Origin of the sequence: Aquimarina aggregata (assembly GCF_001632745.1) — a bacterium.
In the GTDB taxonomy this organism is placed as follows: domain Bacteria; phylum Bacteroidota; class Bacteroidia; order Flavobacteriales; family Flavobacteriaceae; genus Aquimarina; species Aquimarina aggregata.
Map to the genome: position 1 here is coordinate 262,167 of NZ_LQRT01000002.1, position 23,558 is coordinate 285,724.

Here is a 23,558-nt window from a genome sequence, read left to right on the forward strand (position 1 = left end):
TATTATTAGTCTTTTGCAATTTTGAATACAGAAGATTTTCCTTGAGTTTCTAATGTAACCATATAAAGACCTTTTTCGAAAGAACTAAAATCAATAGTTTTATTAACTACTGCTCCTTGTAAAACAGTTCTTCCTAAGATATCTCTAATAGCAAAATTAACATTGTTTTTAACTGTTGCGATCTGTAATACATTAGTAACTGGGTTTGGAAATACAGACATTGTAACTTGTTCAGTTGTCACAAAGTTTTGTACTTCAGGTCCTCTAGATGTTCCTCCGATACTAAATGTAGTAGCTTCTGTTCTTCCAAATGATCCACCTGATGCTAAAGTTGTACTTCCACTAGTAAGGGTATATGAACCATTTCCAAATGAACAGCAGATACCATCTCCATAAGTATCACTTATTGTAAATGTGTATGATCCAGCATTAAGACATTCTGTAACGTTTAGAGTTGATCCATCAGGTTGTGTACCATATGTTCCACCTGAAGCAACTACTTGATTACTACTGTTTGTAATTTCCCAGCTAGTTTCTTCTGGATAGTTATCAAAAGTAATAGATAAGTTAACATCCGTACAAGAAGGAGGGTTAACTGTTCCAGTTGTTAAACTAATATCATCTATGGTGATATCACCACTCCATGATGTACTTGTAACTCCATTAAATCGAAGTTGAACTCCAGAACCAGTATATGATGCCAAATTTACACTAGCAGATTGCCACGTATTCCCTTGATTTCCTGATTTGTTCCAAACAGAAGTCCAGGTAGCACCATTATCTTTACTAGCTTCTAGATTTAAAGTTCCAATACTATTACCAAACATATGGTATTTAAATGTAAATGTTGCTTGTGAAGCACTATTAAGATCAAAACATGGAGAGTTTACAATAGCTCTTTTATTAGGATAACCATTTCCATTCCCAGAAGCTTCAATATATAAATAGTATGTTCCTTGACTTGCACTAGAAGGTCCAGTTCCGTTTGACGGTGTTCCGCCAGAATCAATTGTCCAGTTGATATCATCATTAGTAGCTTGTGTCCAAGCTCCTAAAGTATTTTCAAATCCTTCATTATAAGGAAAAGATGATATTCCACCAGTGCATCCACCTCCTGGAGTACCAGGTAAGGTTGTTTCGGTTGCGGTAGTACTAAATCCAGATTCATTACCGGCAGCATCTTTTGCTTTAACTCTGAAAGAGTATGAAGTACCAGCAGCTAATCCTGTTGCTTGATAAGAAGTCGTTGCAACAGTACCGACAACAGTATTTCCTTGATAAACATCGTATCCTGTTACTGCAACATTATCAGTTGATGCACTCCAAGAAAGATCAATACTATTTTGAGTTGCATTTGAAGCTGTTAATCCGGCAGGAGTAGAAGGAGCCTCTGTATCACCTGTTCCACCGCCAGTAATTTCGAAGTTAGTATTAGAGATATCAAAGAAAACATTTCCTGAACCTCTTACCATAATTCTGTTTTGTGTTCCTTGAGCATTAGGTACTGTTATACTTTGCGAACCATCGTTTGTAACTGCTGTAGCTATAGCTATAGGATATGTATTACCTCCATCTGTTGATAATAAAATATCAACATTGGCAGCGTTAACCCCATTTCCAGTAGTACCAGCCACATCCCATGTTACAGTTTGTGTAGAACCAGCAGGCCAACTAACATTAGTATTAGGTATATTAACAACAAATGGACCGGCATTAGCGGTAACATTTACTCTCATGTTATCACTATTATTACCAGCACCACCAGCTTTATTATCTCTAACTGTAAGTCTAAAATTTAAAGCCCTTGTAACATTAGGAACTGCTTCCCATTGCCATGAAGTTGCTCCTGTTTTTATAGTTTCTAATCTTGGAAAATAACGTTGAGCAGATGTTGTAGGATTAAACGATCTAAAAGCCACACCAGAAGTAGCTGTTACGCTAGGATAGGTTGTAGCTGCATTGTTTTCATCAACTTGTTCCCAACAGTATGTTAATACATCACCACTATTGGCATCAGATCCCTGACCTGTTAAAACAAAAGCAGTTCCTCTTGGCACAGTATAATCTGATCCTGCATTGGCAGTTGGAATAGCATTACCTGTATTTGTATTCGTCTGGCAACTTGTAGACTTTACATAGTTTGTGATTTGTTGAATACTTATCGAATGAAAGTAAGGATCACTATTTTGTTGTACATCAGTAGCTCCTGTAATTCCAGCGTACCCCATAATTGTAGAACCACTACCGGGTTCCATTTGTACATTTCTTCCTTCATTACCACCGTGAGTCCAAGTGTGATTACCTCCAAATTGATGACCCAATTCATGAGCTACATAATCGATATCAAAAGGATCCCCAATAGGGTTAGCCCTAGAAGTAAATGCACTTCCTTTATCTCCGTCTCTACATACACATCCAATACATCCTGCATTACCATTGTTTCCGGCTTTTGCAAATAAATGACCTACATCATAATTTGCCTCACCGATAACGCTTGTTAAGGTTGATTGCAATTGGCTGTTAAATCCTCCGTTAGAATAAGGATCAGTATTTGCATTGGTGTAAATAACATCATCAGTATTAGCAATAACGACCATAGTAACACCGAAGTCATTTTCAAATACACCGTTAACACGTGTCATTGTTGTATTTATAGCCGCAATCGCATCAGCTTTCGTACCTCCATGAAACTGGGTATACTCTCCATTAGTAGATACGGCAAGTCTAAACGTTCTTAGAGTACTATCGTCTGCATTTTTAAAGTTAGATGAAGATTTTCCTGTAAAATTAGGCGTTTTTTCATCTACCATACATTTTAAACCACCAATAGATGGTTTATCAGACCTTTTGTACACGGTATATAAGCCGTCTTTTGTTAATGGCTCGATAAAAACAGCACCATCTTCCCCAGAAAGACGCATACTACTTAGTCCCTTATGCGAAAGACTAAATCTTATCGATCCAACTCCATTCATAGCCTGACCTGCATATGATTTAATGCCAGGGTATCTAGCAGCTAATTCTGGAGCCAAAACCTGAGTTTCAACGATTCGAAACGATTCCATTTGACCGTTAACATTTGGAAATTGTAAAATGGTATTTGAAATACCACTTGATTTTCCTAGAATTTGAGAACCTTTTAAGGCTTCTTTCATTGCATCTACATTAAGACTGTAAATGTTTTTACTAGGTAAGTCTTTTTGTGTAGTTATAACAGAAAGACTTTTTGGAACTGTGGTTCTCTTTGTCCAAGGATTTGAACTGGTTTGAGAGAACCCAAAGCTTATCATGAATAAGCCCACAAATAATGATAATTGTGTTTTCATAATTGAAAAATAATTTGAGTTAGCGATTGCAAATGTAAAAATATTATCAGATATTCTGTGAATTATTTAACAATTATATTGTCTATTGTTATTAGTAATACTTTTTTATAAAAAAAATAAGAAAATAAATAGGGATAATGTAATTCAAGAGGTTTCTCTTAGGAAGTAATTATGAGATCAATAATAGAGGGGATATGTAGATATTATAAACAAAAAAAGCCGCTAGAAAAAGCGACTTTTTAATGATAGTTATAGATTGTACTTATAGATTCGGAATAATTAATTCTTGATCAGGGTGAATTACATCTGGATTTTTAAGAATATTAGTATTAGCCTCAAAAATAGCTTTATACTTCATTGGGTCTCCATAGTAATGCTTAGCTATTTTACTTAGTGATTCTCCACTTTTAACAGTATGTCTGTGAAATACAGAACTGTCTGCTACATCAATATCTGCTACAATATCAGAAGGAGATTCACCACCTATTTCCTTTATTTTATCCCAAAGCTGGTTTTTTTCATATTGTGTTCCTGCAGTACCTTTTATTTTTAAGGTTCCATTATCTTCAGATACGTCACCATTTTGAATTTTTAATTTTTCGCCTAGATCTAAAACATCTTGATATTTAGCTTTAACCATAACTAAGTTGATTTTAAATTATTAATTAGTTTTACCCAAATATAACGAATAATCATGTTTTTTTTACATATTAGTAAGATTATTAAATTATCAAATATCGATGAAATACATAATTTATCTATATTCGGACAGATTTTAAAGATTTTTACATGTTTAGAAAAAGGTTCTATTACCTTATTGAATTACAATATTTAGGGTTTAGGTATCACGGATGGCAAAAACAGCCTACAGTAAATACATTACAAAGAATGGTAGAGCGAACAGTTGCTTATGTCTTAGAGCATAAAGACTTTAAAGTCCTTGCATCTGGACGAACAGATGCAAAGGTTTCTGCTAATCAAGCGTATATAGAATTGTTTGTAGATCATAAGCCATTAGATTTAGAAGAGTTTTATCCCTTGTTTAATCAAAATTTACCTCAGGATATTAGAAGTTTGAGGATTGAAGAAACAGATGAACATTTTAATATTATTCAATCTCCAAAAATTAAGGAATATATTTATTTGTTTTCTTTTGGAGAGAAATTTCATCCTTTTTCTGCTCCTTTTATGTATAACATTTTAGAAGATTTAGATATCGAGATAATGCAGGAGGCGACCAAACTGTTTGAAGGTAAACATAATTTTAGATCTTATTGTCACCGTCCTTCTGCGCATACTATTTTAGAAGGAGAAATCGTACTTTGTGAAATTACAAAAAATGATGTTTATACTGCTAGTTTTTTCCCAAAAGAGAGTTATCTTTTACGTGTGAAAGGAGAAGGGTTTAAAAGAAATCAAATTAGATTAATGATGGGAGTGTTATTAGATTTAGGAAAAGGAAAAGTCAATTTAGATTTCATAAAAAAAACGCTTAACCCCGAAGCCGAAGAAATTGTCTTAGAACATATCGTTCCTGGGTCGGGATTAATTTTAAACACCATAGAATTTATATAATAGTATGAGAGTAATATCTACAAATATAGCAGAACCAAAAATCATTTCATGGAGAGGCAAAGATGTACAAACTGGAATTTATAAATTCCCTGTTGATCAATCCATATATTTAGACAAAGAAGATGTAAAAGATGATCATGTAATTGATAGGAGATATCATGGAGGAGTCGACAAAGCCTGTTACCTATATTCAGTAGAGCATTATCCGTATTGGAAAGAAAAATACCCAGATCTTGAATGGAATTATGGAATGTTTGGAGAAAATCTTACAGTTGAGGGATTTGATGAAAGTAGTATTAAAATCGGAAATGTATACAAACTTGGAGGTGCTTTGGTTCAAATTTCAAGACCAAGACAACCCTGTTATAAATTGGGTGTTCGTTTTGAGAATCAAAAAATAATCAAAGAATTTATTGATTCATTATTTTCTGGAGTATATGTTAGAGTTCTAAAATCAGGAGAGGTTTCGACTGGAGATGAGTTTATATTGGAAGAAGAAAATAAGAATGGCGTATCGATAAAAGAATTAAATACATTATTGTTTCATTATAATAAGGAAACGGATAGTACTATATTAAGAACAGCAGTTAATGATCCCTTAGTGGCTGAGGGTGATAAAAAGTACTTTAAAAAGCATTTGGCCTAATTTTTTTCAAATAATTTTAAACAGAATATTATACGTCTATTATGACTAAATTATATTGCAATAACGAAAAAATTACAGTTTTAATTCAAGATGGTGAATTAGTTAGTTATAAGGCTTATAATATTGAAATTATACATCAAAAAGGAGATCCAGGATGGGGTAATTCTGAAATTGAAATGTTTCCTATTATTGGTCCTACCAAAGAAAATGATTTTACAGTGGTTACACCAAAAGGAAAGGCGAAATTAGATCAACATGGGATCTTGCGAGCCATGAAATATATTCCTGTTATATCCGAAAAAAATAAAGCTTCTTTTTGTAAAAAATATAAAGCAAATACTAAAGTTAAAAACCCTAAATACCCGAATAAATCATCTCAAGAATGGTTAGACTGGCCATATGATTTTGAATTTATAAAGACTTTTGAACTAACAGATCATTGTTTAAAGGTTTCTTTTAAAGTAAAATCAGAAGAGGGTATGCCATTTATGTTAGGTTTTCATCCCGCATTTAAAATTAATGGCTCCAATCCTGAGTTTAAAACGAAAAATAAGAATATATCATTAAAAAATATTCTTGATGCTGGTTCTTCGGCCCTTTTGGTTGAAAAAACTAAAGAGTTAAGCCTTAAAAATAATGGTGAACTTATCGTTGATATAAAAACTAGCAATTTTATACATATTATGCTCTGGACAGAAGTAAAAAATATGGTTTGTATAGAGCCTATTACTTTTTATCCTTATAGCGTAAGCACAAATGATTTACATAAAGGTTTCGATTTTATGAGTAATGATCAGAAAAATTTTGAAGTAACGATCACTCCAAGGTTAAGTTCTTAATTAAGAGTTTATAAAAAAAACTTTTTTATTGACCTTTTACAAGTTTTAATAGTGTTTTGCCGGATATTGTGGTGTTTTGATGTTTAGAGTTTTGTTGTTCTGCATTTTTAATGAGACCGATGATACAATGATTAGCAGGGCAAGGTATATTTAGTTTTTTTGCAATTGTTACAATTGCCCCGTTAAGATGATCTATCTCTGTTAATTTACCTTGTGATAAATCCCACCACATTGATGTCCTAACTGTAGGATCAATAGCTAACATTTTTTTGGCAACTCGATTAAATATAAAATTAGGTAACCTTAAAACAAAAGGTAAATAATGTGCATGTACAGCAGTTAATTTAGGAAGTCTTATTGTTAGGGCTTTTGTGACAGAAAGCAGTTCTGTCATTAATTCGGAGATTACTATGCGATAAGCCCTTTCTTCTAACATTGATTTTACAGGGATATCAGCAAGAGCGTTAATACTGTTTCCTAAGTTTAATTGAAGTTTAGCCCATAGTAAAGCAGTCATTTCTTGAGTATAGTTAACAGGCATTATAGAAGAATCTAATTTTTTTACTAAGTCCATTATTTTTGAATGCACAGATTTATTAGTTTCTAGAAATAGGGAACCTTCTGATCCTCTATGCAAATGACCAGGTTTTGGTTCTGCTATATTAAAAGGAATCATAACTCTAAGTACATTTGTATTAGGAAAACATTGTTTAATAATATCATCAGACCCTAAACCATTTTGGCAACATAATACTATCGTATTAGAGCCTATAAAAGGTCCAATTTGTTTACTTACTTCTTTAATTGCGGTACATTTTACAGTAATCCAAAGAAAATCACAATGACTTATGTCTAAAGTGCTAGATTTTAAATCTTCTGGATCAAAAAAAGTCAATCGATCGACTGTAATTTGATGCTCTAAATAGTCTGTAAGCAAGACACCATCAATTAATTTGTCTTTAATGTATGGACGACAAATTAATGTAGTTTTGATGTTTAAAGAAGTTAAAACGCTACCTATAAAACTACCAATTAACCCTGCTCCAAAAATGACATGTGATTGCATTAGTCCATTATTAATTTAATTTTCATTCTCTAAAATAGTTAAAGCAAGTTTTATAGTGTTATAATCAATTGCTCCTTCAAAATGTTCAAAATAAGGTTTTAATCCTTCAGGTGTATTTAGTTCTTGTTTGGCATTTTTGACAGAATTAATATCTGTTTTACTGATAAACTGTTTCAAATCAATATTTTCACCCTCATTATAAAGTTTCATAATGTGAGAAAATATAGTAGACGTAGCAAGCTGTCGCTTAATAGAAATTTCCTCGATAGAGAGCCCTTCTTGATATAAACTTAATGTTTCTTTATGTGTATTTCCTTTGTTAGACTTTTTCTTTTTTTTAGTTTTTGTAGAAGAGAAATTTATAATTTCTTTAATAAATTGGTATCCATAGTTCTGCATTTTTTGTCGTCCCACACCATTAATTTGGATAAATTCTTCATCACTCATTGGTCGGTGCAATTCCATCTCTTTTAATGTAGCATCACTAAAAATTTGATATGCAGGTATTCCTGCTTCTTTTGCAAGAGTTAAGCGTAATTCACGTAATTTATCAAATAACGAGTTTGCTTTTGTTTTAGATGAAACCTCAGTAATGATCTGTTTCGCTTTTTCGAAATCTTTAAGGTGAGCAAGACTTATTTTTTCATTTTCAAATAACACTTTTTTCGAAAGTGATGTAAGTTTTATTTTGTTATTTTGATGAAATGCAATTTCAAGATACCCTTGATTTATTAATTGTATGATATACTGCTGCCAATCCTTCCAAGGGATATCATTACCGATTTTATAACTTTTTAAATGTTGATATCCTTTATCAAATACAGTCGCATTTTGCGCCCCTCTTAAAACGTCAATTACAGTGCCTATTGGTTCTTGCTCTTTAATTCTAGTTACAGTTGACAATACTTTTTGCGCTAGTATAGTACCATCAATAAATGTTGGCGGATTTTTGCATACGTCGCAATTACCACAATCATCAACGATAAGCTCTCCAAAATAACTTAATAATATTTTACGACGACAACTTAACGATTCAGCATATTGTTTCATACGATCAAGTTTTGCAAGTTGTACATCTTTATTTCCAGACATGTCTGCAAATTTTTGTAGTTGTACCACGTCTGCATAGCTATGAAACAGTAGAGTAGAAGATGGTAAGCCATCACGACCAGCTCGACCTATTTCTTGATAGTAACCTTCGATATTCTTAGGTAGATTGTAATGAATAACCCAGCGTACATTGGATTTGTCAATTCCCATACCAAAGGCAATAGTTGCGCAAACGATTTGTAGAGAGTCATTGACAAAATTTTCTTGAACAGTTGCCCTTTTTTGGTGATCAATACCTGCATGATATGCTTGTGCATTGAATCCTTGATTTTGTAATTTTTCGGCTATTGTTTCTGTTGCTTTCCTACTTAAGCAATATATAATTCCGCTTTCATTGGGCCTTTCTTCTAGAAAATTTAAAATTTGCTCAATACGTTTATTTCCTGGCCGTACTTCAAGACTTAGGTTTTTTCTATCAAAAGATGCTAGATGTTGTGTAGCATTAGGGATATTTAATTGATTGCAAATATCTTGCCTTGTAGCTTTATCAGCAGTTGCAGTTAAGGCAATTACAGGAGTTTTAGGAAATTTATTTTTAAGGTATCCTAATTGCGTATATGCTGGTCTAAAATCATGCCCCCAAGATGATATACAATGCGCTTCATCTATTGCTATTAAACTTACTACTACTTGTGATAGTACTGTATCTAAAAAACTTAAACTTTCTGGTGCGACATATAGAAGCTTTAATTGTTTATCTAGAATTTTTTGATAAATTTCTTGTTGTTCGTTTTCGTGTTGACTACTATTGATAAAAGCTGCATTAATACCATTGGCAGATAAACCATCTACTTGATCTTTCATTAAAGCGATTAATGGAGAAATTACTAAAGTAACCCCAGGAAGTAATAGAGCCGGAAGTTGATAGCATATAGACTTACCGCCTCCAGTTGGCATGATAACTAGATTGTCTTTACTTTTAAAAATAGATGATATAATTTCTTCTTGTAATGGTCTGAAACTATCATATCCAAAATACTCTTTTAACGTTGTTAGGATTTGTTGTTGATCTGGCATAGTTGCAAAGGAACAAAAATAGCACGAAAAAATAGACCTTGATTGTTGTTTTGATAAAGGCAATAGCATGGTTAAAATTACCATTGCCTTTATTTATATAATAGAATTTGTTTATGCTTCTTCTGGAGATATATATTTATATATAAATCCGGCTAAAATTGCCCCGATAATTGGAGCCACCCAAAATAACCATAACTGGCCTAAAGCCCAATCTCCGGCAAAAATAGCCTGACTTGTGCTTCTTGCAGGGTTTACAGAAGTATTTGTTACAGGAATGCTTATGAGATGAATTAATGTTAGTCCTAAACCTATTGATAAACCAGCAAAACCCTTTGGTGCTTTAGAATGCGTAGCTCCCAAAATAACAATTAAAAACATAAAAGTCATTACTATTTCGGTAACTAATGCAGATATCATCGAGTATCCATCCGGAGAGTGCTCTCCATATCCATTTGCAGCAAATCCACCTATTTCAAAACCAGATTTTCCACTTACAATAAGATATAAAATACCTGCTCCCGCAATCCCCCCTAAAACTTGAGCTATAATATATGGAATAAGCTCTTTTTTGTCAAACCGTCCACCTATCCAAAGTCCAATAGATACAGCAGGATTAAGGTGGCACCCTGAAATATGTCCTATAGCATATGCCATAGTAAGAACAGTTAAACCAAAGGCAAGAGAAACGCCAACAAATCCAATACCTAATTCAGGATATCCGGCAGCTAACACAGCACTCCCACAGCCTCCTAATACCAGCCAAAGTGTTCCAATAAATTCTGAAATTAATTTTTTCATATTATTTAGTTTTAGTGTATTATAAATATAACCATTACTAAATAGATATAGTTATCTCAGGAAAATATTGCGTTTTTACGAATAGGTTTTTGAAGTATATCTACTAGTATTAGTAGTAAAATACAAAATACATTTTGAAATTCGAAAAGTTGTAGATTGAAAGCAATTAGTATATCGAGTTTACTCAAACAAGTCAGAACTTAAATATCTATCTCCACGATCACATATAATGGCTACGAGAACACCGCTTTTAAGAGTTTCGGCAAGCTTTAGAGCTGCAGTTACCGAACCACCACTACTCATACCTGAGAAAACACCCTCTTCTATGGCAAGTCGTTTGGCCATTTTTGTAGCTTCTTCTTGGCTAACTTCAATAACTTGGTCAACTTTATCAGGATTAAAAATCTTTGGTAAATACGCTGCGGGCCATTTACGAATTCCTGGAATTCTTGACTCATCTGTGGGTTGTACTCCCACAATCTGAACATTTTTTGATTGTTCTTTTAAAAAAGTCGAAGTCCCCATGATTGTTCCGGTAGTTCCCATAGACGATACGAAATGAGTAATTTCACCTTTGGTATCTCTCCAAATTTCTGGTCCTGTAGTTTTGTAATGCGCTTTCCAATTATCATCATTTGCAAACTGGTTAAGCATTATATATCCTTCATTGTTGACTTTAGCTTCAGCATAGTCACGGGCTCCTTCAATACCTATATCTGAAGAAGTAAGTGTAACTTTGGCACCATAAGCACGCATTGTTTGTACACGTTCTTTAGTAGAATTTTCTGGCATTACTAATTCTATGTCTAGTTTAAAAATACCAGCAATCATAGCCAAGGCAATACCTGTATTACCACTTGTTGCCTCAATAAGTTTAGTGTTTCGGTCTATATCTCCTCGATCTAAGGCCGATTTGATCATATTATATGCAGCACGATCTTTTACGCTTCCTCCAGGATTATGTCCTTCTAGTTTTAGATATAATGTTACATTAGGATTTTTTATTAAAGAGGTAGCCTTGACCAAAGGCGTGTTTCCTATAAGGTCTAAAATACTATTTGACATTATACTACTTTTTTGATCTTAATTTCTGAAGTGTTGGATATGATTGAATTTTCGGGAACCGATGAGGTAATCCATGCGTTACCACCAATTGTGCTATTTTCACCAATAATTGTACTACCTCCTAAGATAGTGGCATTAGCATAAATAGTTACATTGTCTTCTACAGTTGGGTGGCGTTTTACATTTCTTAATTTTCTATCAACATACAATCCACCAAGAGTAACACCTTGATATATTTTTACATTGTTTTTAATGATCACCGTTTCACCGATTACAATACCAGTGGCATGATCAATAAAAAAAGAATCTCCAATTTCTGCTCCCGGATTTATATCAGTTCCTGTTAAACGATGAGAATATTCGGTCATTAATCTGGGAACTAAAGGTAAACCAAATTTTAAAAGCTCATGACTTAACCTATATATTGCAATAGCATAAAATCCTGGATATGCCATATAAATTTCTTCAATAGAATTAGCAGCAGGATCACTTTTCATAAATGCTTGGGCATCTAGATTTAATTTTTCTAATATAATAGGTAGTTTTTCCAAATAAGATTGCCATAATTTACTACAAGGCTTTTCTGTTTCCCAACATGCTAAATCTATAAGTTCTTCAAAAGTTTTTTCAAGAAGATCGATATTTTTGGCTACTTCTGTATCGGTATCAAATAGGGTATAAAAAAGTAGATTTGTAAAATATTCGGTTCTCTCTTTTAGTTTTAACTTTAGGTTTGGATTCTTTTTTTGTTCTTCGATCTTAGCAACAATACGATCTCGTTCTTTTGTCATTACGTTCTATTTGAAAACTCTAGTAAATATATAGAATTAAGAATACATAAGTCTTAATTACACTTAAATCCTTACATTTTTCAGATAATAATAACATCCTACTTCTAAAATTTCGATTTATGCATAATTTTTAGTTAAACTATAATCTTGCTATGAGATTTTAGTATTTTTAGGTTCAAAGTAAACCTTATGAATAATACCGTACCTAAAAAAGCATTTGAGTTTTTAAAAAAACTACAAAAAAATAATCATAGAGATTGGATGACCGAAAATAAAAAGGAATATCAAGCCAATGAAAAAATATTGAAAGCGTTTTATGCTACTATAGCTGATAGGTTAAATGAAAAAGATGAAATAGAAAAAACAAAGGTTTTTCGAATTAATCGAGATATACGATTTAGTAAAGATAAAACACCTTATAATGTACATCGTAGTGTAAGTTTTATGCGAGCAAGTGCGCATCGTAGAGGTGGATATTATTTAAGATTAGAACCAGGGAATTCTTTAATGGCAGGAGGTTTTTTTAGCCCGCAACCTGCAGATTTACTGCGGATAAGAAAAGAATTTGAAATGGATGATCAGGAGATAAGAGCTATTTTATCACAAAAAGATTTTAAGAGAGCTTTTGGAGGTTTTAATACCGATTATCAAGTTAAAACAGCTCCTAAGGGTTTTAACAAAGAACATCATGCAATAGATTTAATTAAAAATAAATCATTTTTTGTTCAACACAATTTTACCGATGCAGAAGTTTTTGCTCCTGACTTTATCGAAAAAGTTATCTATCATTATGAATTATTAAGACCATATTTTGATTATATGAGTGATGTACTTACTACAGATTTAAATGGAGTTTCGTTACTAGATTGATGAAAACATAAAATTCTCTTTTAACAGTAATATTTACATGTTTTTTACGACTATAGTTTAATATTTTAACCACATAAATCAACATAACAAAATGAAGAGAATAGCTATTAATGGATTTGGTAGAATAGGACGCGCAGCCCTAAAAGTAATTCTGGATGATCCAGAATTACAAGTAGTAGCAATTAATGATCTCATGTCTATCGAAAATGCTCAGTATTTATTAAAATACGATAGCGTATATGGCATATATGATAAAGAGGTGAGTATTGATAATTCTTATCTGCAAATTGGAGATGAGAAGATTTTATATTGTAACCAAAGAGATCCTGAACAATTGCCATGGAAAGAAAATAAGATTGATATTGTAATTGAAAGTACAGGGTTTTTTACAAATAGAGAAGATGCCGAAAAACATATACATGCGGGAGCTACAAATGTTGTGATTTCGGGACCAACCAAAAGCAAGGATACACCTACGGTAGTGCATGGTGTAAATACTGAAGATGGTAAAACAGCAATATTTTCTTGTGCAAGTTGTACAACTAATAATATAAGTCCTGTTGTAGAAATTTTAGGAAGAACTATCGGGGTCAAAAAAGCGATTTTAAATACGATACATGCGTATACTGCATCACAAACTCTAGTTGATTCTCCGTCTAAAAAGAACCCTAGAATGGGTAGAGCAGGAGCAGTTAATTTAACACCAACTTCTACGGGAGCTGCAATTGCAACTACAAAGGCATTACCACAATATGAAGGTAAATTTGATGGTGTGGCAATAAGAACACCTGTTCCTGTGGGATCTGTAAGTGATGTGACATTTATCGCCGAACGAAACACTACGGCAGAAGAAATTAACACGATACTTGAAAAAGAATCAAAGACTGATCGATATCTTCATGTATTGGATGTTACTTATGAACCCATTGTATCTTCAGATATTCAACAAAACCCTTATGCTTCTACTGTAGACGCATCTATGACTAGAGTAGTTGATGGTGACCTGGTAAAAATAATGATCTGGTATGATAACGAATGGGGGTTTACCAATCAAATGATAAGACAAATTAAAGAATTATAGATAGGTGCTATATCCTTATGAGTTTATTTTAGATGCATTATTCCCAATTCAATTAAGACATCATAGAATGTTTGGAGTTGATGCCTTTTATTATGAAGAGAAAATTGTTTTCGCTTTACGTGAAAAAGATAAAAACCCTCATGATAATGGAATATGGATTGCAACTAAGTTGGAACATCATGAACAACTAAAAAAACAGATTAAGGATGTTAGAATTATAAAAGATTTTGGGCCTAAAACATGGATGTTATTACCCGCAGATTCTGATCATTTTGAAGAAGGTATGATTAAAGTCTCAGAGTTAATAAAAGAACATAGTGAACTGATAGGAAACGTTCCAAAACCGAAAAAAAAGAAGTGTAAATAAAAAAAAGGATGATTTGTTTTAAAATCATCCTTTTTTATTAAAAGATCTAAATTAGTTTAGATTTGACTTAATCCTCCGTCTACTTCTAATTCTATACCATTAATGTAAGATGCATCATCCGAAGCTAGAAAAAGAGCAGACTTAGCTACTTCTTCTGATGTTCCAAAACGACCTAATGGTACTCGTTGGGCAAAACCTTTACCCATTTCTGCAGTAGTATCTTTGGGTAACCCCATCTTGTCAAAAATGGGAGTCGTGATTGGCCCTGGAGCAATAGAATTTACTCTAATACCCCTTGTTTTTACTTCAGATGTTAATACTCTTTGATAGGCACGTAATGCACCTTTTGTTGCAGAATATATTCCAAGGCCATCAAAACCTCGTTGTGTAACTACAGAGTTATTAAATAAAATTGTTCCTGCATCATTTATATATGGCAAGGCTTCCTTTATTGCTAATATTGGCCCTTTTACATTAATATTAAATATCTCATCATAATGTTTTTCGGTAATTTCATGAGTTGGAGTAGGTGCTAAGACAACACCAGCATTAAGAAACAAAATATCAATGTTACCGTATTTATTTGTTGCTTCCTTGATTAATCTTTTGTTATCCTCTGCTATAGATACATCTGCAGTAACGGTAATAAAATCACCTTCTAATTCTGTGGCTACTTCATCTAACGCTTCCTGACGTCTGCCAGAAAGTACGACCTTGGCACCCTCTTTTAAATATAGTTTGGCTGTTGCTAATCCGATTCCACTATTTGCTCCTGTGATGATGGCTACTTTGTTGTGTAATTTTTTCATTCTATTAGGTTTATTTGTAAATTTTTATTTGAAGCAATTATTTCTGGTATTACAATTAAATAGAGTTGTTTTTATAGAACTCGCATTTGAGTCTTAAAAAAATAGATTTGCAATTGATTGTGTTTACTTTGGAATTATCTATCTTAAGTAAGTGTTTTTGGAATCACAAGTTGTACTTTTTATCCAAAATAGTAGTCTTAGACTTATTCTTTCTTTGTGATCTTCGGGGTATCACCAGTATAAAAGTAAGTTTCGTTTATTTTAACGAAAAAAAATAATTTGAATAAATCTTTGGATAATTCTATTTGCGAATACCACTTGTAATTATCGTTTTCGTGTCCCATAATATACTTTCAATATGTTATATGCCAAATGGGAGGGATTTGGGAATTTGATGAAAAATTCTTAAAAATTATATAAATAATAGATTTTAATGAATGTAATATACGAATAATGTGTTTTTTATACAAAAAACTATTATGGTGAGTTTTATTGTTATTGTATAAAATAGGAATAAAGTGATGATGTAAAAAATAGTAAAAGCTGATTATTCTCATAATCAGCTTTTACTATTTCTAAAGGACTTATTTTTAAATCTGACTTAGTCCACCGTCTATTTCTAATTCTACACCATTAATGTATGAAGCATCATCTGAAGCTAAAAACAGTGCTGACTTAGCTACTTCTTCTGATGTTCCAAAACGACCTAATGGTACTTGTTGCGCGAACCCTTTTCCCATTTCTTCAACTACATCTTCAGGTAATCCCATTTTACTATAAATAGGTGTTTCAATAGGCCCTGGAGCGATTGCGTTAACTCTAATTCCTCTTGATTTCACCTCTGATGTAAGCACTCTTTGGTAGGCTCTTAATGCACCTTTGGTAGCAGAATATACTCCTAATCCATCGAACCCTTTTTGGTGCACTACAGAATTGGTAAAAAGAATAGTTCCACCATCATTAATATGTGGCAAAGCTTCTTTAGTTGCCAAAATGGGCCCTTTTACGTTGGTGTTAAATAAAGTATCATAATGTTCTTCAGATATTTCATGAGTTGGAATAGGGGGAGCGATACCGGCATTTAGAAATAACACATCAATCTTACCATATTTGGCAGTAGCTTCATCTATTAATTTTTTGTTATCAGATGCTTGGGATACGTCTGCCGTAACCGTTATGAAATCACCTTCTAATTCTTTAGCAACTTCATCTAAGGCCTCTTTACGTCTACCAGAAAGTACAACTTTAGCACCTTCTTTTAGGTATAATTTGGCTGTTGCTAATCCAATTCCACTGTTAGCTCCAGTAATTACGGCAACTTTGTCTTGTAATTTTTTCATTGTTTTTTGATATTTATAGTTTTATTTGAAACAATCATTTCAAATTAAGTTAAAAAAAAATTAATAAAGTACTTTGATAATAGTTTGTGCAAGATTTTTTAAATCATCTTGATTTTTATTTAATATCCCTGTCATTCTAAAGCCTTGTATCCCAGTAAATAAATACAATGCATATTGTGCGGGAGTTTGATTTTTATTAAATATTTTCTCCATTTGACCATTGTAAACTATGTCTTCAAGTAAAGCAAGTGTTTGTTCTTGATTTTCTTCTATAAATGCTTTTATAGTAAGATCTTGATTTGTCATTTCTGATTTAGAATTTAAAATCAAACAACCTTTTTCATCGTTATCGTTTAAAATATCGTTAATGTAAATGTCAAAAATACCATTAAGTGTATCTGATGCATTATGAGAACTAACTACCTTTTTTCCTATTTGTCGCTTATAAGTGGCGTGATAATAAGAAAGAACATCCATAAAAATACCTAATTTGCTTCCAAAAGAATTATAAATACTCGATCTATTAAGAGACGTCGCATCGACCAAATCTTGCATAGAAGTACCGTTGTATCCCTTTTTATGAAATACTTCAGTTGCATTATGCAATACTTGTTGTCTGTTAAATGTTTCTACTTTTGGCATTCTTTACTGAAATGAACGTTTCAAAAATAATCAAAATATGAATAGGCAATTGTTACTAAAATCATAAATTTTTAAATTTACTAAAAGGATAGTTTCATCATAATATCGACTTGTGATTCTGTGCCTAATAAAAACTCATGTTTATTAAAGGGTAAAAAACCATTATTCTTATAAAATTTAATTGCTTTTGTATTCTTATTCCATACACCTAACCAGAGATAATCGATATTTTTAGATTTACCAATTTCGATAGATTTTTGTATTAATATATTACCAATCTTTTTTCCTTGATATTCTTTTACAACATAAATTCTTTCAATTTCCAGTGTATTTTCTGTTGTTTTTTCTGTTTGTGCATTTCCCCAATTTAATTTCAAATATCCTACCACTTGGTCATTTAATTTTGCAAAGTAAAAACAAGAGTTTGGATTTTGAAGTTCAATATTAAGCTGATCTAATTCAAAGTTTTTCTGTATATAAATTTGTATATTTTTTTCTGTATTCAGGGGTGGGCCATAGGTGTCATAGAAAGTTTGTTGCCCAATATTTTGCAATTTTGGAGCATCTTGTAATGTGACTTTTGTCAATCTTATTTTTTCTAAATTCATCTATTTATAATATACTTCTTAAAAATACAATAATATTTATGTTCAAAAAAAAGAGTGACACCGATTAAGTGTCACTCTTAGTTTTATAATGGGACTTCATTAAATTGTCCTAGTCTTTTAAAATTTTAAGGTTAAAATTACTAGTACCGTTTTGAACTTGCACAAAATACATTCCTTTAGGAAGTTGAGAAACATCTAATTGCGCATTTTTAGAAGCAGACGTTCTCTCTTTCAAGATTGTTTGTCCTCTTAAATCTATTATAGTTATCAAACTTTTTTCAGAAAGACCACTAAGATTTAAAACATTATGTACAGGGTTAGGGAACGCCTTTATAAGATTAGCATTTAATTCATCTTTAGCTCCTGTTGTTGAATTGTACGTAATTGTTAAAACCGGTTTTCCGGTAGCAGCTTCAGAAGAACTAAAGTTAGCATCAGCGCCATTAGCTTGACTAACGATTAAGGTTAAGAAGTTACCATTTTTAGTAACACCAGTTAGTGCAATGTCTTTAACGGTATCTTTAGAAAAAGGACCATTTACATTACCTAATGCAACACCTTTTCCCGGAGCATTGGCAGAAGTTAAATTCGTTTCTGTCCAATTGCTATTTGTTCCTAGGTTAACATCAATTACTCCATTACCAGAATCAGTACTTCCTGTAAGTTTTAAGCTTGCAGAAGCTATAGTACCACTAATAGCTGAAACATCAAATTTTAAGTAAGAAACACGATTTGTTCCATCTACATAAAGCACATTATTATTTATGGTAGAATTATTACTTGCTTGTATATAAGCATCGTCTACTGGGTTTAAATCTACTGTTACTGGTGTAGAAGTATTACCTCCTGTTGTTTTTCCTGAAACGGTAGCTGTAGCACTTGGGCCATTTCCACCAGGTCCGCATAATGAACGAACAACAAAATCATATGTTGTTCCTGCAGTAAGACCATTAATCGTTACAGAAGTAGCTCCGTTGTTTCCAGAAGCAAACGATACAGCACCGGATAAAGCACCATTAAAAGTACCTTCATTAAAAGCTCTTACTTCTATTATTCTTGTATCATTAGATGTATTATCAAAAGCTATAGTAGCAGAAGTATTTGTTGTGCTAGATACTGTTAAATTAGCCGGTGGTGCACTACAATCTGCTGTTGGTGTTGTAGCATTTAATGTAAACTCAGCTCGTTCAAAATTAAATAAGAAACCTGCAGTTCCTGTATATGTCAATCTAAGTCTTTGAGTACCTTCGGTTAATTGTATTTCAGTAGTGATAGGAGTACTGTAATTGTGCCAATCGTTATTTACAGGGACAGCAACTGTACCTAGATCAGTTCCTTTAACAGAAGCTACTATATTACCTCCAACACCGTTAGAAGAAGTAAAAGCAGTAAGTGTATAGGTTCCAGTTGTGGCTACATCAATATCATACTCGGTATAATTATTATTTTTAATGAAACCTAAATTTTGACCTCCATTTGTTCCTGGAGTATTTTCGGCTTTTACATCACCACTTTTAGCATCAAAGTTTTCTACTTCAATAGTTCCTGGGATAGCAAAAGTGTTTGGAGTAGAAACAGTATTTACAGTAACACTACTTGTAGCAGTAAATCCACCATCAGCAGTAGTTGCAGTAATAGTAGCTGTTCCAGCTGCTACTCCAGTTACTATACCAGCGGCACTAACTGTTGCAATACTTGTGTTGCTAGAACTCCATGTTACATTTTTATTTGTAGCGTTTACTGGCGCTACTGTTGCAGTCAAAGTACTTGTTTGAGCAACATCAATTGTGACCGTTGCAGGAGAAACATTTACTCCTGTTACTGCAATTGTTGTGGTTCCTCCAGAAGTAGTTCCTACAACTGTTGGAGCTAAAGGACTTGTACCTGGAGTACCTCCAGGGCATAAAGCACGAAATACAAAGTCATATGCCGTACCAGCTACTAAACCAGTCATAGTTACACTCGAACTACCTGCCGCTGCCGCTGCAAAACCAACACCTCCTGTATTAATATTTCCTGTAAATCCACCTTCAGGGAATGCTCTTAACTCAAAAGTTCTTGTATCTGTAGCTGTATTATCAAAAGATAATGTAACAGATGTATCAGTTACGCTAGACACTGCCAAACCAGTTGGTGCTGCACTACAATCTACAGTTGGAGTTGTACTATCAGTACATTTAAACTCTAATGATGTCCAACGACCTCTAGAAAAAGCAAATCCTCCTCCTTCTGGTACTTGTCCATTAGAGTTTGAATTAAATTCTACTCTAAGTACAGCTTCATTGGCTACAGTAATACCACTAAACGTTTGGCTAGCAGGAGAATAATCTACAGTAGTAGTTGGGTTTTGGAATGTTCCGATTAATACTTCATCAATGAATACTCTATAGGTACTCTCACCATCTAATTCGGCAAGAGTGTTAATCACTACATCATAAGTTCCTGCTTCTCCACTAAAAGAAGTGGTAGCAGCAGCAAACTGATCTTTGTATTGAGAAGCATCGATTGCTAAGGCATTTCTAACGTTATCTACATATCCCGGAGCAAATCCTGGAAGTTCAAAGTTTGAAAAATCACTTACAGCACCTAGGGTTACATTAGAGCAAGAGGATCCTCCTCCTACAGTAATAGTACTTGTAGCAGTAAATCCACCATCGGCTGTAGTTGCAGTAATAATTGCACTACCAGCCGCTACACCTGTAACTACACCGCTAGTATTAACTGTAGCAATTGAAGGATTATTTGATTCCCAAGTTACCGCTCTGTTCGTTGCGTTTGAAGGGGTAAAGTTTGGTGTTAAAGCACTAGTTTGTCCTGCATTAATTGAAACTGTTGCAGGTGATACAGAAACACCAGTCACTGCTATAGGATTGGTATTACCTTCTCGTGGAGATTCTGGAGTACTATTGTTTAAAGCTATAGGACGTTTTCCGTCTTGAAACATGAATAGTCTATCGATAACATGACCTTTTGAACGCCCTGCCACTTCAATCGAATAATAACCAGGTGTATCAAAGTCGGCAAAAATAGTCAATCCATTTACACCTGCATGTTCTCCTGTACATTCATTCACAAAGGCATCTTTTTGTACCCATACTTTCATCCATTCATTTAAACTTCCGGTTTTAGCACCTCCTTTAGTTCCATAAAAATCAGTTCCGTTTACTTTTAACCAAGAGTCGTTTGCCCCGTCAAAAGTTGTTGAATTGAAACCGTACCCTGTACGCCAAATAAATTGATAAGTACCGGGAGTATTTATTTTGATATTATACTTTAATACTCCATCAGGAAGTGGGTCAACAAATTGACGATCTGGACCATCATATTGCATGTAACCATTACCTAATGGCTGATTTCCTCCAGTTGTCTTTTTTGACCAAAGTGAGTTTGTTGGGAAATCAAGTGATTCAGTTTCAATTACCAAATATCCATCATTTTCTACCCAAGCACCTGATACTACTGGTGCAGGAGTAACAGTAACAGTAGAAGTATCTGTAAAACCACCGTCTACAGTAGTCACTGTTATTGTTGCAGTACCTTCTGCTATAGCTGTCACAACTCCATTAGCATTTACTGTTGCTACTGCTGTATTATTAGAGCTCCATGTTACGTCTCTATTGGCAGCAGATGAAGGACTTACTGTAGCTGTTAAGTTTGATGTTCTTCCTACATTAATAGATACAGATGCTTGTGTTATACTTACACCAGAAACAGGATCTGTTCCATTTTGTCTTACTAAGGCTATCCAATCAGAGTTAGCCGAATTTGGAGGGTTACCAATACTTCTGTTACCACCTCCTGAAACTCGTGTTACATTACCATTTAATAATGCTCCACCACTACGTGGATTGAACCATTGCACAGAAAAATCTCCTGATTGTCCATTTAAGTTCAAGTTTGTAGAACCTCCATTTTCTAAATAAATTACATACGTTCTTCCTGCTTCTGCTAAACAATTTGCAGAACCAGATACTAGATTATCATTATTAGAGGTTTTCCAAAATTCAATATTATTATTCTGGAAAAAATCTATTACGGCATAACGTGACCAAGTAAATAATGTATTAAAACGGTTGAAGTTTTCCGTTTTAAAATCACCTTGTCCACCGCCATACCACATTACACCAGGTCCACCGGCTATCATAGTTTTCCAAAGAATACGGGTTCTAGCTTCTGTTTTAACAGCACTACTCGAAATGTTTTGTGACGTAAAAATTCCTGTTCCTCCAGGATTTTGCTCATCTGAAGCAACTACCCAAGGAGTTCCATTATTTTTAGAATTGTTAATCCAAGTTAATATTCCATCAGGTCCATTGTAAGCAGATGCATAATTACTTTTGCTAGAACTTTGAATAGAAGCTCCTGTTAATTTAGCATTTAGATTTAACCAAGTTGTGTACTTGTTATGCTCATCAGGATAGGTATGAATCACACGATGATTTTGCCAAGGATCATTAGCGGCCATAAAATCAATACGTTCTATAGCACTTGCAGGGGTTCCACGATATTCTTCAGAGAAGTTCCATTCTACTGCTAAATGATGACCAAAACGAGCGATCATTTCACGGTAGTATGTTTTTATTTGATTACTATTTAAGGCATCCCAATTTTCATTTTCGGCTAATTTTAAGTGTAATAATAATCCATTGTGCTCAGCATGATTTAAAACAATTTCCCATTGTTCTAACTTAGATACATCGTAAACAAATTTAGCATTGGCAGTTGTCCATGGATATACATTTTTATCGTCACCCCCAAAAAGACTCATAGAAACAGAGTTCATTCGTTGATTTTTAAGGTAATTTAAGGCGCCAATAATGTTTTTACCTTTTCCACCATCCCAAGTAGGGTCAGTGTTGTTGTAATCTGATGCATGTGGATTAAATTGGTGTTCAGGAGTAAATCCAGAGTTTATATTCCCTGCAACGTCGGCATCAAAATCGTTATAGTTTAAGAAGTTTTCAGGAGAATCTGGACCTAGCTTCAGATAATACTCTCCAGTTTCAGAAAATTGAAGATAACGACGCTCACTATCTGTACCAGTAGTTTTATACACTAAACGGCCTTTTGCTCTTAAATCTGGAGCTGTTTTGTTAGAAGCGACAATCCCATTAATAGCTCCTGTTAAATTATGTACAGGAGAAGGTAAATTATTAACAGATGCTATTGCAACGTTATTTCCTGTATAATAAAGTACTCTATAACTCCAGTTTCCTATTTCATTAGGTCTTAAGAATGCTCTATATACCTTACCTTGTTTAGCATTTGAGTTAGCAGCGTTACCATCTGCAGCAAAATAACCAGGTACTCTAATAGTCGTTCCGCTTGGACTGGTAAAGATAACATCCATCCTTGTGTTTCTAAATGTACCTTCAGATTCTGATAAATTACCACCGGGTAGTGTTAGAGAAACGGCCACTTTATGCCATTTTTGAAGTGTTCCGCTGACATTTACGGATTGAGCATGCCCCATATAGGACATGACCATTATCATCATTATAGCCCATAATGATGATAGGGTTTTTCTTTTTTTCATGATTTGTGTTTGTTGAGTTAAAAGTTTTAGTTAATGAGTTTTTTTTTGCTTTTGAGTTTAGTTATGCTCTAA

18 protein-coding genes are annotated in these 23,558 nt (G+C 33.4%); 6 read left to right on the plus strand and 12 right to left on the minus strand.

The window, feature by feature from the left end:
• Nucleotides 1–5: 5 nt before the first annotated feature.
• On the minus strand, nucleotides 6–3,326 hold the full coding sequence (locus AWE51_RS02935; RefSeq protein ID WP_082832290.1) for a reprolysin-like metallopeptidase: 3,321 nt from the start codon (nucleotides 3,324–3,326) through the stop codon (nucleotides 6–8).
• 262 nt (nucleotides 3,327–3,588) lie between these two features.
• Nucleotides 3,589–3,966 carry a LysM peptidoglycan-binding domain-containing protein gene (locus AWE51_RS02940; protein WP_066309206.1) on the minus strand — a complete coding sequence of 126 codons (378 nt, stop codon included), beginning with the start codon at nucleotides 3,964–3,966 and terminating at the stop codon, nucleotides 3,589–3,591.
• Nucleotides 3,967–4,115: 149 nt separating this feature from the next.
• On the opposite strand from AWE51_RS02940, the gene AWE51_RS02945 reads away from it, so the two are divergent.
• Genes AWE51_RS02945 through AWE51_RS02955 form a run of 3 tightly spaced genes read left to right on the plus strand, consistent with a single transcriptional unit; the run spans nucleotide 4,116 to nucleotide 6,386 of the window.
• Nucleotides 4,116–4,901 carry a tRNA pseudouridine synthase A gene (locus AWE51_RS02945; protein WP_066309209.1) on the plus strand — a complete coding sequence of 262 codons (786 nt, stop codon included), beginning with the start codon at nucleotides 4,116–4,118 and terminating at the stop codon, nucleotides 4,899–4,901.
• 4 nt (nucleotides 4,902–4,905) lie between these two features.
• A complete protein-coding gene (locus AWE51_RS02950; protein WP_066309210.1) occupies nucleotides 4,906–5,547 on the plus strand; it encodes an MOSC domain-containing protein in 642 nt (213 codons plus the stop codon).
• A gap of 41 nt (nucleotides 5,548–5,588) precedes the next feature.
• Nucleotides 5,589–6,386 carry an aldose epimerase family protein gene (locus AWE51_RS02955; RefSeq protein WP_066309218.1) on the plus strand — a complete coding sequence of 266 codons (798 nt, stop codon included), beginning with the start codon at nucleotides 5,589–5,591 and terminating at the stop codon, nucleotides 6,384–6,386.
• Between the two features lie 25 nt (nucleotides 6,387–6,411).
• Here AWE51_RS02955 and AWE51_RS02960 read toward each other — a convergent pair whose 3' ends face one another.
• The 5 genes from AWE51_RS02960 to epsC form a co-directional block, all read right to left on the minus strand.
• Complete coding sequence (locus tag AWE51_RS02960; RefSeq protein WP_066309223.1) at nucleotides 6,412–7,452, minus strand: 2-dehydropantoate 2-reductase; 1,041 nt, start codon at nucleotides 7,450–7,452, stop codon at nucleotides 6,412–6,414.
• Between the two features lie 15 nt (nucleotides 7,453–7,467).
• Nucleotides 7,468–9,579 (minus strand): DNA helicase RecQ, encoded by a 2,112-nt coding sequence (recQ, locus tag AWE51_RS02965; protein WP_066309226.1) that lies wholly within the window; start codon nucleotides 9,577–9,579, stop codon nucleotides 7,468–7,470.
• Between the two features lie 111 nt (nucleotides 9,580–9,690).
• Nucleotides 9,691–10,377 carry an aquaporin Z gene (gene aqpZ, locus AWE51_RS02970; RefSeq protein WP_066309229.1) on the minus strand — a complete coding sequence of 229 codons (687 nt, stop codon included), beginning with the start codon at nucleotides 10,375–10,377 and terminating at the stop codon, nucleotides 9,691–9,693.
• Between the two features lie 180 nt (nucleotides 10,378–10,557).
• A complete protein-coding gene (gene cysM, locus AWE51_RS02975) occupies nucleotides 10,558–11,442 on the minus strand; it encodes a cysteine synthase CysM (protein WP_066309232.1) in 885 nt (294 codons plus the stop codon).
• Nucleotides 11,442–12,233, minus strand: a complete 792-nt coding sequence (gene epsC / locus AWE51_RS02980; RefSeq protein WP_066309236.1) for a serine O-acetyltransferase EpsC — start codon at nucleotides 12,231–12,233, stop codon at nucleotides 11,442–11,444. The genes cysM and epsC overlap by 1 nt, the downstream gene beginning before the upstream one ends.
• Before the next feature lie 189 nt (nucleotides 12,234–12,422).
• On the opposite strand from epsC, the gene AWE51_RS02985 reads away from it, so the two are divergent.
• The 3 genes from AWE51_RS02985 to AWE51_RS02995 all read left to right on the plus strand — a co-directional run bounded on the left by AWE51_RS02985 (nucleotide 12,423) and on the right by AWE51_RS02995 (nucleotide 14,551).
• Nucleotides 12,423–13,103, plus strand: a complete 681-nt coding sequence (locus tag AWE51_RS02985; RefSeq protein ID WP_066309238.1) for a DUF2461 domain-containing protein — start codon at nucleotides 12,423–12,425, stop codon at nucleotides 13,101–13,103.
• A gap of 91 nt (nucleotides 13,104–13,194) precedes the next feature.
• The gene (locus tag AWE51_RS02990) at nucleotides 13,195–14,184 is read left to right on the plus strand and encodes a type I glyceraldehyde-3-phosphate dehydrogenase (protein WP_066309240.1); all 990 of its coding nucleotides are present in this window, start codon (nucleotides 13,195–13,197) and stop codon (nucleotides 14,182–14,184) included.
• Nucleotides 14,185–14,188: 4 nt separating this feature from the next.
• Nucleotides 14,189–14,551 carry a hypothetical protein gene (locus tag AWE51_RS02995; protein ID WP_147405050.1) on the plus strand — a complete coding sequence of 121 codons (363 nt, stop codon included), beginning with the start codon at nucleotides 14,189–14,191 and terminating at the stop codon, nucleotides 14,549–14,551.
• A gap of 56 nt (nucleotides 14,552–14,607) precedes the next feature.
• Here AWE51_RS02995 and AWE51_RS03000 read toward each other — a convergent pair whose 3' ends face one another.
• From AWE51_RS03000 to AWE51_RS26955, 5 genes are all read right to left on the minus strand, one after another.
• Nucleotides 14,608–15,360, minus strand: coding sequence for an SDR family NAD(P)-dependent oxidoreductase (locus AWE51_RS03000; RefSeq protein WP_066309247.1), 753 nt, complete (start codon nucleotides 15,358–15,360; stop codon nucleotides 14,608–14,610).
• Between the two features lie 590 nt (nucleotides 15,361–15,950).
• Nucleotides 15,951–16,700 carry an SDR family NAD(P)-dependent oxidoreductase gene (locus AWE51_RS03005; RefSeq protein WP_066309251.1) on the minus strand — a complete coding sequence of 250 codons (750 nt, stop codon included), beginning with the start codon at nucleotides 16,698–16,700 and terminating at the stop codon, nucleotides 15,951–15,953.
• Nucleotides 16,701–16,760: 60 nt separating this feature from the next.
• On the minus strand, nucleotides 16,761–17,342 hold the full coding sequence (locus AWE51_RS03010) for a TetR/AcrR family transcriptional regulator (RefSeq protein WP_066309252.1): 582 nt from the start codon (nucleotides 17,340–17,342) through the stop codon (nucleotides 16,761–16,763).
• Nucleotides 17,343–17,422: 80 nt separating this feature from the next.
• On the minus strand, nucleotides 17,423–17,950 hold the full coding sequence (locus tag AWE51_RS03015; RefSeq protein ID WP_066309254.1) for a GNAT family N-acetyltransferase: 528 nt from the start codon (nucleotides 17,948–17,950) through the stop codon (nucleotides 17,423–17,425).
• 109 nt (nucleotides 17,951–18,059) lie between these two features.
• Complete coding sequence (locus AWE51_RS26955) at nucleotides 18,060–23,486, minus strand: Ig-like domain-containing protein (protein ID WP_066309256.1); 5,427 nt, start codon at nucleotides 23,484–23,486, stop codon at nucleotides 18,060–18,062.
• Nucleotides 23,487–23,558 lie beyond the last annotated feature (72 nt).

Excerpts from the sequence above, each read along its gene's own strand:
- AWE51_RS02950 (WP_066309210.1), top strand. The coding sequence starts at position 4,906 with ATGAGAGTAATATCTACAAATATAGCAGAACCAAAAATCATTTCATGG.
- cysM (WP_066309232.1), bottom strand. The coding sequence starts at position 11,442 with ATGTCAAATAGTATTTTAGACCTTATAGGAAACACGCCTTTGGTCAAG.
- AWE51_RS02945 (WP_066309209.1), top strand. The coding sequence starts at position 4,116 with ATGTTTAGAAAAAGGTTCTATTACCTTATTGAATTACAATATTTAGGG.
- AWE51_RS02940 (WP_066309206.1), bottom strand. The coding sequence starts at position 3,966 with ATGGTTAAAGCTAAATATCAAGATGTTTTAGATCTAGGCGAAAAATTA.
- AWE51_RS02990 (WP_066309240.1), top strand. The coding sequence starts at position 13,195 with ATGAAGAGAATAGCTATTAATGGATTTGGTAGAATAGGACGCGCAGCC.
- AWE51_RS03010 (WP_066309252.1), bottom strand. The coding sequence starts at position 17,342 with ATGCCAAAAGTAGAAACATTTAACAGACAACAAGTATTGCATAATGCA.
- AWE51_RS02955 (WP_066309218.1), top strand. The coding sequence starts at position 5,589 with ATGACTAAATTATATTGCAATAACGAAAAAATTACAGTTTTAATTCAA.
- AWE51_RS02960 (WP_066309223.1), bottom strand. The coding sequence starts at position 7,452 with ATGCAATCACATGTCATTTTTGGAGCAGGGTTAATTGGTAGTTTTATA.
- AWE51_RS02985 (WP_066309238.1), top strand. The coding sequence starts at position 12,423 with ATGAATAATACCGTACCTAAAAAAGCATTTGAGTTTTTAAAAAAACTA.
- AWE51_RS03015 (WP_066309254.1), bottom strand. The coding sequence starts at position 17,950 with ATGAATTTAGAAAAAATAAGATTGACAAAAGTCACATTACAAGATGCT.
- epsC (WP_066309236.1), bottom strand. The coding sequence starts at position 12,233 with ATGACAAAAGAACGAGATCGTATTGTTGCTAAGATCGAAGAACAAAAA.
- AWE51_RS03005 (WP_066309251.1), bottom strand. The coding sequence starts at position 16,700 with ATGAAAAAATTACAAGACAAAGTTGCCGTAATTACTGGAGCTAACAGT.
- AWE51_RS26955 (WP_066309256.1), bottom strand. The coding sequence starts at position 23,486 with ATGAAAAAAAGAAAAACCCTATCATCATTATGGGCTATAATGATGATA.
- aqpZ (WP_066309229.1), bottom strand. The coding sequence starts at position 10,377 with ATGAAAAAATTAATTTCAGAATTTATTGGAACACTTTGGCTGGTATTA.
- recQ (WP_066309226.1), bottom strand. The coding sequence starts at position 9,579 with ATGCCAGATCAACAACAAATCCTAACAACGTTAAAAGAGTATTTTGGA.
- AWE51_RS03000 (WP_066309247.1), bottom strand. The coding sequence starts at position 15,360 with ATGAAAAAATTACACAACAAAGTAGCCATCATCACAGGAGCAAATAGT.
- AWE51_RS02935 (WP_082832290.1), bottom strand. The coding sequence starts at position 3,326 with ATGAAAACACAATTATCATTATTTGTGGGCTTATTCATGATAAGCTTT.